Here is an 18,353-nt window from a genome sequence, read left to right on the forward strand (position 1 = left end):
GCTCGGTCACATCGGCCCATCTGCTCGATCTGTCTGATCGCATCAATCCGGGTCATGCCTTGCCCCATCAGCACTTCAACCTGTCGCAACTTAACGACAATCTCTTCCGGTTTTGGTCGCTTCATAGCCATCTCTGGTCCTCCAGTTTCCTAACTACAGGTGAGGACCAATTCAAAGGGGGAGGAGCACCCATGTATTTTTACTAAATACGTCCGGGTAGCAGCAGAACGATCGCCGGAAAGGCAATTAGAATTGCGAGGCGGATAATATCAGCGAAGATAAACGGGACCACCCCGACCATGATCTTGCGAAGCGGCAGCTCGATGGCAACTGACTTCACCATAAAGAGGTTCATCCCAACAGGCGGCGAAATCAGGCCGAGCTCCACAGTCACCACGGCGATAATGCCGAACCACACAGGGTCAAAGCCGCTTTCCATGATGACAGGAAAGAAGATCGGAACAGTCAGCAGGATCATCGCCAAGCTTTCCATGAAGCAGCCCAACACCACATAGAAAACCATTATTGCGATCAGCACTTGCCAAGGCCCAAGCCCCATGTCGCGCATCAGATCGACCATGGCAAATGACACCTGTGATGTGGAAATCAGGAAACCCAACACCTCCGCGCCAATCAGGATAAAGAAAATGGTCGCCGTGGTTTCAACGGTCGCACGCAACGCCTGAAGGAAACCTGTCCACCGCATCCCCTTCCACAACGCATAGATCAAGGCAAAGGCAGCACCGGCACCGCCCGCCTCAGTCGGTGTAAAGAAACCACCATAAAGCCCACCCATAACAAGTCCGAAGAGGCAGAAGGCGGGCGCGAACAGCCGAGAGCAATCCAACCATCCAGCCAGACCAGAAGAGGCTTCCAGGTCTTCCTGTTGCGTGCTAGTCCAGAACCGCGCCATGATAAAAACGGTAATCACATAAAGCACATATCCAAGCAAACCTGGAAGAATGCCGGCGAGGAACATCTCACCGACCGATTGCTCAGTGATCAGCGCATAAAGCAATAGCGCGATCGAGGGCGGGATCATGATACCGAGCGTCCCGCCGGCCGCAAGCGATCCAGCAGCAAGACGCGTATCGTAACCGCGCTTCAGCATCTCCGGATAGGCGACCTTGGTCATGGTAGAAGCGGTGGCAAGGGACGAGCCGGATACGGTAGAGAAGACCGCACTTGCAGTTACACCTGCCACCCCAAGACCGCCAGGTTGCCCTTGAGTAAGGCGTTCGGCACCACGGAAGAGATTGGATGCCATACCAGATTGGGAAATCAGGTTTCCCATGAGCATGAACAACGGCACGAGGGTAAAGGAGTAGCTTGATGCTGTCTCGAAGGCAGCCGTCTGTAACACCGAGAGAGCCGCTTCGAAGCCGACAATCATGCCGAAACCACCAACACCCACCAAAGCCATCGCGAGCCCGACTGGCGCGCCGATCAGAACAGTCAGAAACAACAGGCAGATGGAGATCAGGCCGATAGTCAAAGGCTCCATTACACCGACTCCGGTTTGATAACGGCCGGATTGACGGTGATGGCGCAAGACACCACGGCAAATGCAACGCATTCCATCGTAATGACCAAATAGGGTATCCAAAGCGGGATGGCCCAGTCCTGCGTCACTTCTCCACGTTCAAAAGTCTCTGCGACCTGACCAGTGAAAAGCCAGGCAAGTGCGGCGGCAAACAGGAAGAGAACGAGATACCAAAAGCGGTCAAGTGCTTCGCGTAAACCTTTCGGCATCATCCCGGTCAGAACATCCACCCGGATCAGCCCTTTTTCGAGCGCAGCAGGCAAGGAAGCAAAAACCGCTATCAGCAAGGCATAGCTGGCCAATTCTACTGCGCCCGGGATCATGAGATTGATTTGCGTTCCCGAGACATCAAAAACTGCCCGCATGAGAATGTTGACTGCGACCACAATAAAGAGACTTAGAATGGCAGTGATGGCAACGACTTCGCACCCGCGTGAGGTGACCTTCGCCATCTGTGATGTCAGGCTGGATTGGTGTGCCGACTTGCTCATCTGCCGCCCTGTGTATTCCAAGTTGAAATTGACGGGAGCTCGACGCTGATCGCCGGGCTCCTGCCCTTATTCAATTACCGAGATCAGTTCAGCTCTGTCTGGCAATCGCTGACGTAACCCTTGATCGTTTCATAGGTTTCGGTGCCTGGCAGACCCTTTCCGTCAAGTTCGCTCAGATAGATTGCCTTGGCGCGGTCCGCAGCAGCCTGCCATTCGGTCATTTCCGCTTCCGGAATCTCGAAGATTTCAGAGCTGGCTTCAAGAGATTTGATTGCCTCCGCATCCGCTTCGTCGTAGCCCTTACCGGCAATCAGAGACCACTTCATGCCAGAATTGGCATCAATGGCCGCCTTTTCCTTTTCCGACAGGCCTTCATACTTGCGTTTGTTCATTGTGGTGACAAAGGCGAGCGAATAGAAACCAAAGTCGGTGTGGTATTTGGTCAATTCCGCAAGGCGGAATGCTTCTACCGACTCCCAAGTAAGCATGTAGCCATCAATTACACCACGCTCGAGGTTCTCATAAATTGCCGGGGCAGGAAGTCCCACAGGCTCAGCGTCCAGTTCTCCAAGAAGAGTACCGATCACCGCGGTCGGGCGGCGTAGCTTCATCCCCTTCAAATCTGAGAGTGCTTTGACCGGCTTGTCGCCCATGTGGAGCTGACCGGGGCCATGAGTGTGAACGAAGAGCACATGGGTATCCTTATACTCTTCGTTGAGAGCACCGGAATCATAAAGCTTCTGGAAGGCGCAGGACCCAACCTCAGCGCGTTTGAACAGGCCCGGCAGTTCCATAATCTGGCTCAACGGGAAGCGGCCGGCGGTGTAGCCTTGGACAGTCCAGGCGATGTCAGCGACACCGTTCTTGGCATTATCATAACCGGCGGGTGCTTTACCGAGCGTCTGAGCTGGAAAGATCTTCACGTCCAGCTCGCCGCCAGACGCCTCATCGACCGCGTCGGCCCAGGCTTCAAACATGATGCTCTGCTGCCAGCTCTGCGCCGGCATGAAGTGAGCATAGCGAATGGTTTCGGCCTGGGACGCTGTAGTGGTCAGACCGAGGGCTAGAAGAGTTGCAGACAGGAGTTTGGATTTCATGGAAGGTTCCCCGCTTGGCGATAGCTAGCTGCATTAAATTGTGCGATTATCGCACCAAGTTTTTTTTATACAGCAATTGTTACTGCAGAGACCCTCACTGTCAAACAAAACCTTCAGGCAAATGCCGCCATTATGGGCAAGATGAATTTTAGGGCATCTGCGTGCCAATTGATCAAAGAAGTTCTGCGACCACCTTCGCGCATTCCCGAAGCGTTTCGATGATGTTCTGCCGTACTTTCGGATCCTCAAACCGGGAAGCATCACCGGAGACCCCAATCGCATTGGGTTCGGCGTTGTCTGGACGCACGGGAACCGCAACCGCTGCGACACCCGCCTCGAATTCGCCGACCACATATGCGTATCCACGCTGCGTAGTTGCGGTTATATCCGCCGCAATTGCATCCCGGTCCATGCTGGTAGCGTTTGTGAATGGTACGAGCGGTGCTGTAGCGATAAGCTTTTCGGCCTCACCGGCGGGATAACCTGCCACCAAGGCTCTGCCAATCGCGCTGCTCAACAAGGACAGCTTGGAGCCAACGGTAAAGCCAATGCTTACAGAATTAGCCCTCGCCCCCGCATGAGCGACATAGACCGCCTGATCACCATCCACCATCGCCATGGAGATCGGCTCAGAGATCTGGTTGGAGAAACTGCGGATTACAGGCTCGATAGTCTTGCCAAACTGCCGCCCCTGCAGGAAGCCGCCTGCCAGAACCAGAATACGAGGGGTCAATGAGAACACCCGGTCTTCCTGCTTCACATAGCCCAGATGCACCAAGGTCAGCACCAGCCGCCTTGTCGTGGCTCGGTCTAGTCCAGTCGTCCTTGCGATTTGTGGCAAAGTCAAATGAGTCGAGGATGTATCAAAGGCCTTGAGTACGCTCATACCCTTAGCAAAGGTCAGCGATATGTCACGATCCTGAATCTTGCGCTCCATGCCGTTGGCCGTCATTTTAGCTCCCCCGCCTGGAGGGCCGATGAAACCTTTAACCACCGCCCCGCCTGCTTCTGCGTTTTCAATGTCACGCATCTCTGAATAATCACGATTTGCGCGACTATAAATCGAACGATCTGTAAAAACGCAAGAAAACGGCATAGCCAATCAATTGACGGGCGGAACGTGGTTATAGCCGCAGCGCCACCTCCAGAGATTCACGCCGAACCTGGTCCGGACTTGCATTCACAAGGAGCCAATCTGCTGGCCGCAGGTGTCCGGGCATCGGAAGAGGCCAATCGTCCCAAGAGGCTTCTCTGCCGCTATGGTCAGACCCGAAAGGCAGTGTCTGGACATCTCTGCCTACCTGCCGCCGAATACCGAGGTCAGCCGGCTTCAGCGCGAAGCATTTTCCAGCTTGCCATCCAAGGTGATGGACCGCAGATAGCCGAACCTCATCTCCTGACGGCGAAGGCGCTTCAGGTTGCAGAAATGCTAGGGGAGTAAAGTCATTTTCTTCATCAAACGTGTTGCAGTCTTCGATCAGACCAACGCCACGCACGAAGGCCGGCTCGCCGAGACGGATGCTATCTGGAAATAAGTCATTCTCTTCCCGGCTATCGACGAAGATCCAGTCACCCGTTCCGGCAAGGACCATGCCGTCAGGCGTACTGAAGGCCAGCAACAGCATATGGTCGATCATTCCCGAATAGATTTTACGCAAATGGAGAGGAACTGGCGCATCTTCCGCAAGCCCTCCAATTTGCATGAAAGGCGCATGCAAGAGTGTAATCCACATAGCGCTGAAGCCTTGGCGTTGCAGAAGCTGCCGAATGCTTTCGCGCAAGGGGAAATACCCATCTAGGATGTCCTCGAAGGGGCGCCCCTCCATTCGGCGGATACCCATGTCGCTAATTATAGTCATTGGTCCGCCTACATCGTCCGTTTAGGGCGGAGAAATGGAACCACACTGTTCATTTCACACCCATTGCCTCAGTAAAGCTCAGACAGTGGCGTCCCATGGACATTCAGCCCGACGCTGCTTATCCGCCTCCCAGCTTGCCTCTTTCCAGTCGCCCGTGGCGGTAATGGCATCATTTGACAGCGGGCCTACGATCGTGGCTGCTGCCTCGTCACGCATGAGAAGAGCGCCTTCCCGATTGCTTTCGACAGCCTTGATCGCCTTGCGAAGCATCAGCCGGTAGCGAACGATGGCTGCATCCCCTCGCCCGAGATGCTCGCGTGTCCGGTCCTGGATCTGCCCCATGCTCTCCACGGCCCATTGGTCATGAACATTGATATCGAGCCCCATGCCTGTGTAGGTCAGGGTCTTTTGCTCCTCTGGATCGAAGCGATAATCGTTCGAACGGTTCTTCAGCGGAGCGTAGTCCGGCAACCGGTGTTCCTTCAGTCGCTGTTCACGCATAAGCGGCTTATCGACCGGCTTGGCGAAGCTCGTGAAGAGCGTGTACCAATAGCAATTCTCGTCATCGATTGGCACATGCCACTGGGTAATGGTCATCTCCCGCGACATCGGGATGCAAATCGCTTCCGGGAAAATCTGATTGGTCACCCGGACATGGGTAAAATCGTTTTCCAGATGACGCAGCGCAGTGATTTTGAGGCCAAAATCGGTTTCCTCAACCTCAATGTCCGGGCGCGGGTATTCCCTCAGAACCTGGGTCATCGGCATGTTCGTATGGGCTGCCTTGTCGCGAAACTGCTTACCGTAGCTGTCTTCAGGATCTTCGTCCTGCAGAAAGCGGTGCAAGAAGGAAGCGTGTGATGGATCGATTCCGACTTCGAGAGCTTGCAGCCAGTTGCACTCCCAAATTCCCTTAAAGGCAAAGACATGGCTGTCGGGTGCTCGAAAACAATCGAACTTCGGGAAAGCTGGCGCCGCACTTGGACCCATATAGGCGAAATACATGCCCTTCATCTCAACGACCGGATAGCGCGGGCCATTCTGCACCACTTCAAGAGCATCCGACTCCGGATAATAGGCCGGCGGTTCGTCCGGGCATGCTTCCCGGGTCATGAGAACGAATTCACCATTTGACTGACGAAGTAGAACCAGCCGTTCTCCCAACAGGTTTACCGGCACCATCGGCCGCGCCTCAGTCAATTCATCCGTCAAAGCTGCTGGCTGCCAATAGCGGCGCAAGACTTCTCCGGCAGAGGTTCCAGGTCCGATGCGTGTAATCTGATCGTTCAGCTTTTGAGAAATCATCTGGATGTCCTTTCAACTGGAAGTCGCGCCATAGTGAGATCGGACGCACTGATGTGTGTGCCTCAGGAAAGAGGTGGTTCTGCAAAAACCGTATCGGCGGTCGGCATTCCCTCGCCCATATACGCAAAAATGACGCCGTCTTTTTCCGCTAGCGGATAGCTGGGGAGCTTTATCGTCTTGTACATTGTTGAATCTTCTGGCTCGGCGGGCTGCTCCAGACATTGACCTGTGCGATCAAAATGCCACCCATGGAACGGACATCGCAGGCCATTATCTTCACGGCGACCGAAACACAGATCCGCGCCACGATGGGGACAGTGCCGACCGATCAGGCCAAGTTCGCCTTCGTCATCGCGAAATAGGACGAGCGACTGACCATAGAGGGTCACCGGCATTACCGGGCGTGTCCCGTCGAGTTCGCTCACAAGCGCTGCCTTTACCCAGGCGTCCGGTGCAGTCGAGTTGCTCTCACTCATCATTCCAGTCCCGTTGGCCCCCATTCATTTCCACTCTCCCTCGAAGCCAGGGTCTAACCTGCTCTTTTTGGCCCGCTTTACGATTAAGATTTTGTGCGTTATATGAACATATGAACTACTATCGAACATACTTCATTTCCTAATGAAGTCAAATGGGCCTGATGGAACGGCTTGAGAGAGAAATGGGTTCTGCCGGTTGCTGAATAGAGGACGTGGACCAACAACAGGAACCTTTCAACAAAGGCGGCTAAGCGAAGGGCCTATAGAATAATGTCGGGACAGATAGCGATCGTAGGCGCCGGGCCTTCCGGATGTTATTTAGCGCAAACTCTTTTAAAGCTCGCGCCAGATCTGAAAGTAGATCTGATAGATGCCCTACCCGTTCCCTTTGGCTTAACGCGATACGGTGTGGCTGCCGATCATCAGGGTACAAAGGCTGTCACACGGCAATTTGCACGCATTTTCGAACGGCAGGGCGCTCGTTTTTTCGGCAATGTTAGGGTTGGCCGCGATCTATCGCTCGCTCAGATCAGCTCGGCCTACGATGCGACCGTGCTGGCTGCAGGCCTTAGCTCGGACCGGCCTCTCGATATTCCAGGTGGTGACCTACCACAAGTCTATGGCTCTGCCCGCCTGACCCGCGCGCTCTACGAGCATCCCGACGCTGCAGACTTACCTGACCTCGGCGCCCATCCGGTGATCTTGGGAAATGGGAATGTTGCCGTCGATTTGCTACGTATTCTGTGCAAAACCCCAGCCGAACTTGAAGGGTCCGATCTTGGTCCCGGTCCAACTGCATGGCTCGCGGCGAATAACATCGAGACCATCACCATTGTCGGGCGCTCACCTGCTGCCAAAGTCAAGTTTGACCCTGTGATGGTACGCGAACTGGGGAAACTGGAAAACGTTCACGTTACGATGGAGGAATCAGAGCCGTCTTCCGACCCGGAAGAGCAAAAGAAGCTCCAGGCGCTACACGACCTGAACGGTCATGGGACAGGTTCGATCCGCGTCGACTTCCGCTTCGGAGCACAGCCTTTGGCCGTCGAAGGTGACAGTCAGGTTACCGGCCTGCGCGTTGCAAGCGTAGAAAGTGATGAAATTATTGGCGCGACGTCGCTCATCACTGCCATTGGCTTCATGTCTGATGGCGACCTCAACCGGGACGCTCTGATCACCAAAGCAGCGACCCAGCAGGGTGGGAAGCTTGCTGAGCGGCTTTATTCAGCAGGCTGGTTCCGCCATGGACCGCGCGGAACGATCCCACAGAGCCGAACGGATGTCCAAGACACGGCGGCTTTGATCCTGAGCGAGCTCGCCATCGATCCTGCTCGTACGGGGGCGACCATCTTTGCCGAGTTACCCAATTGCACCGACTATCCGGGTTGGCAGCAGATCGATCGAGTGGAGCGAGGTCAGAGCCTCCCCGGTCGCTGCAGGCAGAAAATCACCTCAATAAAAAAACTCATAAACGTGGCGAAACAGCGGGGCCAAAAACTATGAAAATTTCCGTCCTCTACGGCACCGAAACCGGGAACGCGGAAATGCTGGCTGAAGACATACAGTCGGCGCTGAATGACGAGCATGACATCGACTGCATCAATTTGGCCGACGTCGATCCTGGCGCCCTCAGCAACGAAACCTTCCACGTAATTGTGTGCTCGACCTATGGCGACGGTGAACTTCCGACCTCCGCCAAACCCTTTGCCGAGGAGTTGGCAAAAACCGGAAATAGCTTATCTGGCATTCAATTTGCCGTCTTTGGGCTCGGAGACGCAGAATATGCCGAGACATTCACACATGGTTCCCTGAAGCTCGCAGATATGCTCAAGTCATGCGGCGCCACACAGGTGGGAGAACGCATGACTCATGATGCTTCTGGCGACTGCCCGCCGGAAGACGTGGCAGTGCCGTGGATCTCCGAGATCCTCAACCAATTTCCCCTGAACTCGAAGGAAATGTAGATCGTGGATGAGCCTTCCAAATTCACGCCGGCGGATTTGAAGTCTGGCAAGTCCTGGTACAGCGACGAAGAGCTGCAGATGGCAGCTGACATTCTTGATGAAATCAGAGCCAATGGCGTGGAGACCATTCGCCTCGCCTTTGCTGATCAGCATGGCGTTCTGCGCGGGAAAACCATTGTTGCGGCAGGTCTTGCCTCTGCCTTCCGAAACGGTATGGCAATGACCTCAACATTGCTGCTTAAAGACACATCCCACCGAACGGTCTTTCCCGTCTGGGAAGACGATATTGGCTTTGGCGCCAACAATCTTACCGGAGCCGGCGACGTCCTCATCCTTCCAGATCCATCAACCTTCAAGATCCTACCCTGGTCCCCGCACAGCGGCTGGATGCTCTGTGACGTGCGTTACAAGGACGGCAGCAAGATGCCCTTCTGTGTCCGCACGGCCTTGAAGAAGGCTGAGGCCAGTCTCGCCAAAGACGGCTATGCCATGATGTGCGGCCTGGAATTCGAGTTCTATGTCTTCCGTATGGAAAATGCCCACCTTGGCCATGGCGATGCCGGGATGCCTTCGACACCACCGGAAACCAGCCTTGTTTCTCATGGCTACCAGTATCTGACCGAAGCCCGGTACGACGCGCTGGAAGACATCATGGACGACCTGCGCCGGGCCTGCCAAGCGTTGGACCTACCAGTGCGCTCCATGGAGGCTGAGTTTGGACCAAGTCAGTGCGAGTTCACCTTCGAGCCCGCCACTCCGCTTGCGAATGCGGACCACACGGTTCTGTTCCGCTCAGCAGTCAAGCAAATCTGCGCCCGTAAAGGCCTGCACGCGACCTTCATGTGCAGGCCGAAACTGGAAGGCATCGTTCCCAGCGGCCTGCATATGCACCAGTCGATTATTGATCTGAAAACCGGCGCCAACTTGATGATCCCTGACAGCGCCTCCAGCCTTTCACCGATCGCCAGCAACTGGATCGCTGGCTTGCTGGAACACGCGGCAGAAAGCTGCCTCCTTACCACACCAACGGTCAACGGATACAAGCGATATCAACCCTACCAGCTGGCGCCTGACCGTATTCAGTGGGGACGCGACAATAAGGGTGCAATGGTGCGCGGGTTGATGGCGCCTGGCGACAAGGCCTCACGGATCGAGAACCGAATTGGCGAGCCCACAGCTAACCCTTATCTCTTTATCGCCTCTCAGATCCTCTCCGGCCATGACGGGATTAAGCGAAACCTGCAGGCTCCAGCCCCGGTGGAGAACCCCTACGCAAGCGATGCTGTCAACTTGCCGAAAAGCCTGATTGCTGCTCTGGAGCGCTTCGATGCCAGTACTTTCTATCCTGAGGCGATAGGGGCTGATCTCTGTGCCTATCTGTCGCGCATCAAACACGCAGAATGGGATCGATACCTGATGACCGTTTCAGAATGGGAGCAGCGCGAATATTTCTCGTTGTTTTAAACCATGCCCCATTTTGTCATTGAATATTCCGCCCCATCGGAAACCTCTCCTGCAATCGACTTCGCCGTTCTTATGGAACAGCTCGGCCAGGCAGCCGCGGACACCGGAGTGATGAAGCTTGAGGACATCAAACTTCGTTCAATTCCCTTCGAAACGTTCAGGCTCAACGATGGTTCGCAAAGCTTCCTTCATCTGACTGTGTCTCTTCTGGCAGGACGCACGCCGCAGCAAAAGGCTGCACTGGCCCTCACGTGCCGTGAGACCTTGGTCAGTCTTTGCCCCGACATCAATGCCATCAGCGTCGACATCCGCGATATGGACGGCCATGCCTATAAGAAACGGGTTGCAAAAAATCGTTCGTTATTGACTTAGGCCACTAGGCGGTTTTGTCGCAAAATTTCAGGATAGTTTGCCACCTCTGTGAGAAGAACCCTGCGATCCTTAGGGGCGGGGGTGAGCTTATGACAAATACCGTCCACCGGAAAATGGCCGACAACATTTTGGCGCTGGACTTGTAATCCCCATGGCAAGGAAGCTATGGGTGTTTTCGGCGCTCATGCATCGGATAGCTCCGCTTTATGTGCGGTGCGAGACCGAGACTGCTGTGGCCTTCTTCTCCGGGAGTGTTTTCCGGCTCCCGGGGCGCCAACCGATAGGACACCTTCTGCCCGCCGAATTGTGCGGGCTTCGCTCAGTGGGACGACGACCACGTTGGTCGGGCCCAGGGTTTTTACCCTTGAGCGGAGAACGGAATGACTTTCAAAACCAACCTGATTGATTTGCTGCAGAGCCAAAGGGCAAGGTTTGCTCGTTTGGACGCTGAAAGAACATTGGATACCAGCAGCTGTATGACTGCGTCGGCATTCACGGAGCAGGTGCGCCCAGACAATGCTGCGGCCTTGTCTGATCCAGGGCCTGCCGTGTCCGCAAACCTAGAAGCTGGCCGCTTCCTTAAATCCGGCTGCAATCCATCTGCGCCCTCAGTCAGACAACGCGAGATGTTGCAGCTTCTGGCTTTGCCGAATGGCATCAGATGTTCCGTGCTTGCTTCCAAACTTGGCTGGAAGATCCCCAGCGTCAGGGCTGCCATCTGCAGATTGCGGGCTTCCGGGCACGGGAACGAAACGGTCTTCTCGCCCAAGTATAAAGAGACCATCTATCGTTCATGCAAGCCTCCGGCTGGCAAGGGCTGCGAGAAGACGTCATGACGATCATGGCAGCCTGTGCCAAATGCCGCAGCGGACCCAAAAACGGCAAACAAACTGGCCAACATCTCTGCGAGCGGGAACAGGTTGTTCGTGATTGGATCGCCTTGTTCAGGACCGCACCACCCAGAAACGCCTCCCTGACATTCATGCGCCGTGCCTTGTCATTTGAGCGACAATGCAAAGGCACCCCTGCCCTCAAACGGCTTTCAAAGGCCGTTCAAACGGAGCTTAAAGGCAGCTTACGAGCTCACCGAAGAAAATCTGCATCGACGCGTATCGCACCGGGAACGCATCTGATCCGTGAATGGAACGGCCGCACCTACCAGGTTGAAGTCAAGGAAGATGGGTTTGCCATGGATGGGCGTTCCTATCGGTCTCTGTCTGCCATCGCCAAAACCATCACAGGAACCACCTGGTCCGGACCGTCGTTCTTTGGGCTGCGCAAGCGGATGCCGTCACCTTCGCGATCTACACGAACTGCGCAACTGGCGAGGGATGAAGCATGAAGAAAGTCCGCTGCGCCATCTATACCCGAAAATCCTCCGAGGAAGGCCTCGATCAGGACTTCAACTCGCTGGATGCACAGCGGGAAGCCTGTAGTGCCTATGTTGCCAGCCAGAAGCATGAGGGCTGGGTGCTGTTACCCACCACCTATGACGATGGCGGTCTGTCTGGGGGCAACATGAACCGTCCTGCGCTGCAAAGTCTCCTTGCAGACATCGACGCAAGTCTGGTGGATCAAATCGTCGTCTACAAAATCGATCGTTTGACGCGGTCTCTCACCGACTTTGCCAGGCTTGTTGACCGGCTGGACAGGCATGACGCTTCCTTTGTCTCGGTGACGCAGAGCTTCAACACGGCCACCAGCGTGGGGCGGCTCACCTTGAACGTTCTTCTCTCCTTCGCCCAATTCGAACGGGAAGTCACCGCAGAACGGATCCGGGACAAGATTGCAGCCTCCAAGAAAAAGGGAATGTGGATGGGAGGAGCCGTGCCGCTGGGCTATAGGCCAAATGGCAGAACACTTCAGATCCACGACAGGGAAGCCAGCATCATTCGTCAGCTGTATGAACTCTATCTGGAGCATGGGTCGGTTGCCGCGGTCAAAAACCATGCTGACCGCCTGCTGTTCACAACCCGAAAGCGCGTTACCAAAGCAGGCAAATCTTTTGGCGGCAAGCCATTTGATCCGTCGCACCTGCACGCCATTCTTACCAACCCGCTTTACTGCGGCAATATCCGGCACAAGACACAGATCCATCAAGGGCTGCATCCGGCCATTGTCGATCAAGCAACCTGGGAGAAAGTTCAACAGCAACTGGCGGGCAAAGCGCCATACCAACGCGGTACGGCAACACGAGCAACAGCCCCCTCGCCGTTGATGGGCAAGCTGTTCGATGAGGCTGGTCAGCGTCTTGTTCCCAGTCACGCCAGGAAACAAGGCAAGCATTACCGCTATTACGTCTCCGCTGGCCTGATCAAACCAGGTCTAAAGGACGGCTGGCGGCTGCCAGCAGCCGATCTGGAAGCAAGCCTTTACGCGGCGGTCGTTCGGTTGCTGAAACGTGCAGGTGCGATCGGTATTCTTGACGGCGCGGCTCCGGATGTAGCAAGGATTGATCAGGTCGACCACCGGCTCGCGGAGATGCAAATAGAAAGCGCCATCCCGGCAAACACCCTTCATCTGCTCAAACGCTGCACACTGCAGCCGGGCCAAATAACGATTGAGCTGGATGTTGAGGCGCTCGCCACACACTTCGGCATAGGCCCGTCGGACATCAGTTCGGACATACACAAGATCATTGTTCCGTTCACCCGGCGCAAACGCGGTGTGGAAGCCAGGCTGATCATCCGAACCCATGAGGGCCAGGGTCAGGCATCGTCGCAAGGGACGCAGACCTCAAAAGACACAATACTGATCAAGAATATCCAGGCCGCGAACCGGTGGTACAGGGCTGCTCAAAAAGGTCAGAGCTTTGCCGAGATTGCCGCAAACGAGAACACCTCGTCCAACACGGTTCAGCGGGTAATCTCACTGGCGTTCCTGGCGCCCGACATTGTCCGGGACATTCTGCAAGGCGAACAACCAACCGCTCTCACCTCTGACTGGCTATTGCGTCAGACGCTGCCCAGTGACTTTCAAGACCAGCGGGACCTTATCAACTCGCTCAGGTAAGCCCGGTCATGGCAAACCCCATGCGCGGAAAACGCAAACGCAGAAAAACGGGGCAAATCACATAAGTATCCGCACTGATTGCTCTCATCTATAAAACAGAGACAGCGTAAAGCTCTGATAATCCGAACGAATATCAGGAAAACAAACGCGTATTTGGCAGAAATCGGGAGAATGGCTGGGGTGGAAGGATTCGAACCTTCGCATGGCGATACCAAAAACCGCTGCCTTACCGCTTGGCTACACCCCATTGATGTGAGGACGGTGTATAACTGTCGCATCTGCCGAGTGCAAGACCTTCATGGCCATTGTGTGGGGTGCGTTTTGCTGGTTTTCCCCAACCTGTCTTCACCTGGGCCTGCCATCCTTGATTTTTGACCACCTCCCCTGCCCTACCTGCCTTCAAAGCTGACGGTCCTGGCAGGTCGTTTCACGCCTTGGGATGGCAGGCGGGCAGAGCAATTCACATGGATATCGGCTGGCATGGTTCTCATCATGCATTTGTGGGCGGCGTGACTGACCCTGTGTCCATTGTTGGCACTTCCAGTCAAGACAGGAACGATCACAGCGATGGTTTCAGCTCAGCGCCAAACGCGAGAACGCGGCTGTGATCAAGATAATCGGTCACATGACGGGTGTTGGACGAAACAGCCATAGCTGCAAACTCACCATGCGAAGCTTTGCATGTCAGGCTGTCGGCGCACCGGAGGCCATTCTTCTGGCTGTCGCGTGGGCTGCCATGCGCAGATCCTCGGCCAGCCTGGATCCGGGCAGTGTTCTGGCCAGAACCATCCCGCCGACACATAGGGCCGCCAGTGACAGAGCCTGCTGTCGAATCTCTTCGGCACTGTTAGGTGCATCTTTCAGATTGCCGTTCTCAGGTGTTTGCGCAGCGCTTTCTGATGCTTTCTCTTCATCGTGGTTAGACGACGTGTCCTTGTCCGACAGACTCTTTTCAAACAACCCGACCATGGCGGTCAAAAGTTCCTGATAGGCACTTTGAACATCCTGGCTTGAGCGGGCGACATCGGACGGCAAGGCGATCATGGGGCATTGGTTTTCCATATCGCCCAGATGCTTGCTCGACAGATAACTGTCGATCATGCGCTGCGCCATCAGCCCCTCCGGGCAGGTCTGATCTATTCCCGCCTCTGCGCGCCACTGAGCACCTCGCCCCATCAAAAAGCCAGAGACGGCTGCGCTGAACAGCGCTTCCTTGTTCTTGAAGTGATTGTAAAACCCGCCCCGCGTCAGACCAGCCTTGGCCATGACCATATCGATGGAGACCCCATTGAAGCCATGCAGGTTGAACAACATGCGAGCGGCTTCAACAATGCGCAAGCGGGTCTCTTCCTTGTGAACACTGGTATAGGGCACATCGCGTCTCCCGTTTATCGGAACTGTATCAACATTCTAATTATGTTCTTTAACATATTTAGATCGCTGTCATGATGTCCACGTCACGAAATACGGACTCTTGAAAGGGACTTCCCATGCCGAAATACGTTCTTGTCTATCACGGCTCACCTCGGTTCGAGACGAAGGAAGCGGGAGAAAATCACATGGTTCAATGGCGCAGTTGGAGCCAGGGGCTTGGCGATGCGCTTATTGATCCGGGAATGCCGGTTGGTCCCTCAATGACGGTCTTGTCCGATGGCAGCGTGAGCGAGGGCGGCGGAGCCAATCCTGCGGTCGGTATTACGATCCTTGAGGCACCTTCCATGAGCGAGGCCATCACAATGGTTCAGGGCTGCCCGCATTTGTCGGCGGGCGGAACCATTGAAGTCGCCGAAGCCATGAACATAGAAATGTAATTGAATACCTACGGAGTTTTCAAAACATGACATCCCTGTTTGAGGCCGTGCCATATCTTGCAGCCTATCGGCCTTCCTTTGCCATTCTGGCTCTCCTCGTTATCGTTACAATCGTGCAAGCCATTCTATGCGTGCCACTGGCCTTCCTCAAAAAGGAACAAACTCCCGGACTGCCACTCAAGCTGGATCACTCCAGTTTGAGTTTTCGGGTCATGCGCACCTATTCGAACACCGTTGAGACCCTGCCGATCTTTGGCTTTGCTCTTCTGGCTGCAAGTGCGGCCGGAACATCGCCAGCTCTCGTCAACTGGCTTGCGGGGATCTACCTGGCCTTCAGGTTGCTCTATTGGGCAGTCTATTATTCAGGCATCGGCCGCGCCTCGGGAGGTCCAAGGTCAATGTGCTTTATAGGAGCAATGACCGCAAACGCAGTCCTCGCCGTTGCGGCGCTGATCACTCTTTTCTGACGGACCTTGACATCATCATGCCCCGGTGTGGAGAAAGCTCCGGGCATGATCGTTCAATTCAAGTTCCCAGCGCTGCGAGCCGGATGCCTCGAGCTCGTAGCATGGACTGCACATTGACAGCAGATCCGGTCTCTATAGAGGCATTGGCCGCAATGCCGGTCAGGATCGACCAGCCACCGGCCACATGATCCGACGCCCGGCCATATTGATCCGGTTCCATGTTGTCCGGGTCAAAAATATAACCGAGCATGACGGGATCTGCACCGCCGTGGTGCCCCTCACCAAGGGGGACGTCGAGCATCCGTGGCTCTTCACCAGCCAGATGCAATTCCGTCGTCACGGCCTCGTCACCCGCGTGAGCACGCTCACCGCCAAAGACACCATGGACCTCAACATGTCGATGGGTGATATCGCCCTTTGTGCCCTGAAACTTGATCTCCAGCCCTTCCCAAGGGGAGTAGGCTGTCAATGTGTAATTGGCGGTGACACCTGAGGCATAACGGATGTGCGCCTGCATCGTATCTTCAATGCCGATCTCCGCGTCGAAAACACACAAATCCCGATAATAGCCATCGTCCGCCTCGGCCTCGCGGTAAAGGCTGGCCAGCTCCGCATCGCCCTCCAGGTCAAGATGGAACGCGCATTTGTCAGACACCTGACAGTCCGCACACCTGGCACCACGGTCAGACAGGCCAAGTTCAACCGCCATTTCCGGATGATAGAAGGCCCGACGCCCGGAGGCATAGACATCACTGGGAGCGGAGTTCAGCCACCAATTGAGCAGGTCGAAATGGTGGGTCGATTTATGAACCAGCAATCCGCCGGAGTTTTCCTTCTGGCGATGCCAGCGGCGGAAATAATCAGCGCCATGGACCCGGTCGAGATGCCAGCGGAAATCCACGGCGGTCACCGTTCCGATAGTGCCGGAAGCAAGCAGTTGCTTGATCTGGGTACGTGCTGGAGAATAGCGGTAGTTGAAGGTCACCATGACCTTCTGGCCGGTTCGTTCCTGCGCCTCCAAAATCTGTTTCAGCCGGGTCAAGTCGATTGTCAGCGGCTTCTCACAGATAACATCACAGCCAGCTTCAAATGCTCGCACAATATAATCAGAATGCAAAAAGTCCGGCGTTGCAACCACAATTGTGTCTGGCTTTTGCTCCTCGATCAACCGATCAAAATCGGGCGCCAGATAAGTTGCAACGCCATTGGTGCCGGGCTTGGGAACGGCTTTTGACGCCAAACCCAAACGATGTGCATTGCTGTCGCACAAGGCGACGATTTCATGCTTGTCGGCATAATCCTCGACAACGGAGCCGCTGAACATCTTGTGCCGCGATCCGCATCCAACGATGGCTATCTTCACGTTAGCTGGCTCTCGTTTCTAGGGAATCTGTCATGGGGTCCAGGCGCAATCCGGCGCTGTCAAAATAATGAAGCTCGGTCATATCAAACCCTACAGTGACAGCTTGCCCCGGCCGGACTTGATCATGACCACTGCCCATCACCAGAATGATCTGGCCGGACGGCAAGGCAACATGCAGCAGGGTTTCACTGCCAAGATATTCGGCAAGACGGATTTCACCATCGATCCGAACGCCATCGCTCTGACTTTTGCTATCGCCACTGATGATCTTCATGGCTTCCGGACGGACGCACAGGGTAAGTGACGTATCATCCGTCGGAAGACCCGGCAGGACAACATCTGGCAGACCGTCAATGCTGGCAATACTCTGGCCAGCCTGACTGGATATGGACGCTGGGAACGTGTTCATTTTCGGCGAGCCAATAAAGCCTGCCACAAAGAGGTTCTGCGGTCGGTTGTAAAGCTCCTGCGGCGTTCCCACCTGCTCGACCTTGCCCGCCCGCAACACCACGATCCGACTGGCCATGGTCATGGCTTCCACCTGATCATGGGTCACATAGATCATCGTCGTACCGAGCCGATTGTAGAGCGATGCCAGTTCGGCGCGCATTTGAACGCGCAGTTCTGCATCCAGGTTCGACAAGGGCTCATCGAAGAGGAACAGCTTTGGCTCTCGAACAATGGCACGGCCAATGGCAACCCGCTGTTTCTGGCCACCAGAGAGCTGGCGAGGCTTGCGGTCCATCAAGGGCTCGATCTGAAGAATACGCGCAGCATCGGCGACCCGGCGCTCGATTTCCACACGTGGCATCTTCAGATTTTGCAGCCCAAACGCCAGATTTTTGCGCACATTCATATGCGGATAAAGCGCGTAGCTCTGGAACACCATGGACAGCTCACGCTTGGAGGCTGGCAGATCATTGACGATTCTGTCGCCGATCGAGATCGTTCCGTCCGTGATATCTTCCAATCCGGCAATCATGCGCAGCAAAGTGGACTTGCCGCAGCCGGAGGGGCCAACCAGAACCAGAAACTCGCCGTCGTGCACATCGAGATTCAGTTCCGAAATGATGTTGAGCGTGCCGTAGCTTTTGCCAACGTTTCGCAGCGTCAAACCTGACATCTGTGT

At 55.2% G+C, this 18,353-nt stretch carries 19 protein-coding genes and 1 tRNA gene; 9 read left to right on the top strand and 11 right to left on the bottom strand.

The window, feature by feature from the left end; genetic code table 11:
* Positions 1–202: 202 nt before the first annotated feature.
* The 7 genes from V6575_RS03685 to V6575_RS03715 form a co-directional block, all read right to left on the bottom strand.
* Positions 203–1,504 carry a TRAP transporter large permease gene (locus tag V6575_RS03685; RefSeq protein ID WP_340272732.1) on the bottom strand — a complete coding sequence of 434 codons (1,302 nt, stop codon included), beginning with the start codon at positions 1,502–1,504 and terminating at the stop codon, positions 203–205.
* A complete protein-coding gene (locus V6575_RS03690) occupies positions 1,504–2,034 on the bottom strand; it encodes a TRAP transporter small permease (protein ID WP_340272733.1) in 531 nt (176 codons plus the stop codon). The genes V6575_RS03685 and V6575_RS03690 overlap by 1 nt, the downstream gene beginning before the upstream one ends.
* An 83-nt stretch (positions 2,035–2,117) precedes the next feature.
* Positions 2,118–3,131: a TRAP transporter substrate-binding protein gene (locus V6575_RS03695; RefSeq protein WP_340272734.1), complete on the bottom strand. Its 1,014-nt coding sequence runs from the start codon at positions 3,129–3,131 to the stop codon at positions 2,118–2,120.
* A 172-nt stretch (positions 3,132–3,303) separates the two neighbouring features.
* Positions 3,304–4,161, bottom strand: a complete 858-nt coding sequence (locus V6575_RS03700) for an IclR family transcriptional regulator domain-containing protein (RefSeq protein ID WP_340272735.1) — start codon at positions 4,159–4,161, stop codon at positions 3,304–3,306.
* A gap of 94 nt (positions 4,162–4,255) precedes the next feature.
* The gene (locus V6575_RS03705) at positions 4,256–4,990 is read right to left on the bottom strand and encodes a hypothetical protein (protein WP_340272736.1); all 735 of its coding nucleotides are present in this window, start codon (positions 4,988–4,990) and stop codon (positions 4,256–4,258) included.
* 78 nt (positions 4,991–5,068) lie between these two features.
* On the bottom strand, positions 5,069–6,295 hold the full coding sequence (locus V6575_RS03710; protein ID WP_340272737.1) for an aromatic ring-hydroxylating oxygenase subunit alpha: 1,227 nt from the start codon (positions 6,293–6,295) through the stop codon (positions 5,069–5,071).
* Between the two features lie 62 nt (positions 6,296–6,357).
* A complete protein-coding gene (locus V6575_RS03715; RefSeq protein ID WP_340272738.1) occupies positions 6,358–6,771 on the bottom strand; it encodes a Rieske 2Fe-2S domain-containing protein in 414 nt (137 codons plus the stop codon).
* A gap of 270 nt (positions 6,772–7,041) precedes the next feature.
* Here V6575_RS03715 and V6575_RS03720 point away from each other — a divergent pair, with 270 nt between their 5' ends.
* From V6575_RS03720 to V6575_RS03750, 7 genes are all read left to right on the top strand, one after another.
* Positions 7,042–8,274, top strand: a complete 1,233-nt coding sequence (locus V6575_RS03720) for an FAD-dependent oxidoreductase (RefSeq protein WP_340272740.1) — start codon at positions 7,042–7,044, stop codon at positions 8,272–8,274.
* Positions 8,271–8,735: a flavodoxin domain-containing protein gene (locus tag V6575_RS03725; protein WP_340272741.1), complete on the top strand. Its 465-nt coding sequence runs from the start codon at positions 8,271–8,273 to the stop codon at positions 8,733–8,735. The genes V6575_RS03720 and V6575_RS03725 overlap by 4 nt, the downstream gene beginning before the upstream one ends.
* A gap of 3 nt (positions 8,736–8,738) precedes the next feature.
* A complete protein-coding gene (locus V6575_RS03730; RefSeq protein WP_340272743.1) occupies positions 8,739–10,199 on the top strand; it encodes a glutamine synthetase family protein in 1,461 nt (486 codons plus the stop codon).
* A 3-nt stretch (positions 10,200–10,202) separates the two neighbouring features.
* A complete protein-coding gene (locus V6575_RS03735; protein ID WP_340272744.1) occupies positions 10,203–10,571 on the top strand; it encodes a 5-carboxymethyl-2-hydroxymuconate Delta-isomerase in 369 nt (122 codons plus the stop codon).
* Between the two features lie 380 nt (positions 10,572–10,951).
* On the top strand, positions 10,952–11,407 hold the full coding sequence (locus V6575_RS03740; protein ID WP_340272745.1) for a hypothetical protein: 456 nt from the start codon (positions 10,952–10,954) through the stop codon (positions 11,405–11,407).
* A complete protein-coding gene (locus tag V6575_RS03745; protein WP_340272746.1) occupies positions 11,404–11,913 on the top strand; it encodes a DUF2924 domain-containing protein in 510 nt (169 codons plus the stop codon). The genes V6575_RS03740 and V6575_RS03745 overlap by 4 nt, the downstream gene beginning before the upstream one ends.
* Positions 11,910–13,583: a recombinase family protein gene (locus tag V6575_RS03750; protein ID WP_340272747.1), complete on the top strand. Its 1,674-nt coding sequence runs from the start codon at positions 11,910–11,912 to the stop codon at positions 13,581–13,583. The genes V6575_RS03745 and V6575_RS03750 overlap by 4 nt, the downstream gene beginning before the upstream one ends.
* A gap of 172 nt (positions 13,584–13,755) precedes the next feature.
* Here V6575_RS03750 and V6575_RS03755 read toward each other — a convergent pair.
* Positions 13,756–13,830 (bottom strand) — tRNA-Gln (locus V6575_RS03755).
* A 437-nt stretch (positions 13,831–14,267) separates the two neighbouring features.
* Entirely contained in the window at positions 14,268–14,957 is a 690-nt protein-coding gene (locus V6575_RS03760; protein ID WP_340272748.1) for a TetR/AcrR family transcriptional regulator, read from the bottom strand.
* A gap of 116 nt (positions 14,958–15,073) precedes the next feature.
* Here V6575_RS03760 and V6575_RS03765 point away from each other — a divergent pair, with 116 nt between their 5' ends.
* Entirely contained in the window at positions 15,074–15,394 is a 321-nt protein-coding gene (locus tag V6575_RS03765; RefSeq protein WP_340272750.1) for a YciI family protein, read from the top strand.
* Between the two features lie 26 nt (positions 15,395–15,420).
* Entirely contained in the window at positions 15,421–15,861 is a 441-nt protein-coding gene (locus V6575_RS03770) for an MAPEG family protein (protein ID WP_340272751.1), read from the top strand.
* Between the two features lie 58 nt (positions 15,862–15,919).
* Here V6575_RS03770 and V6575_RS03775 read toward each other — a convergent pair whose 3' ends face one another.
* Together V6575_RS03775 and V6575_RS03780 are read right to left on the bottom strand one after the other, a co-directional pair.
* Positions 15,920–17,224 (bottom strand): Gfo/Idh/MocA family protein, encoded by a 1,305-nt coding sequence (locus V6575_RS03775; RefSeq protein WP_340272753.1) that lies wholly within the window; start codon positions 17,222–17,224, stop codon positions 15,920–15,922.
* A gap of 1 nt (position 17,225) precedes the next feature.
* On the bottom strand, positions 17,226–18,347 hold the full coding sequence (locus V6575_RS03780; protein WP_340272754.1) for an ABC transporter ATP-binding protein: 1,122 nt from the start codon (positions 18,345–18,347) through the stop codon (positions 17,226–17,228).
* Positions 18,348–18,353: the final 6 nt, after the last annotated feature.

Origin of the sequence: Roseibium algae (assembly GCF_037783265.1) — a bacterium.
GTDB lineage: Bacteria > Pseudomonadota > Alphaproteobacteria > Rhizobiales > Stappiaceae > Roseibium > Roseibium algae.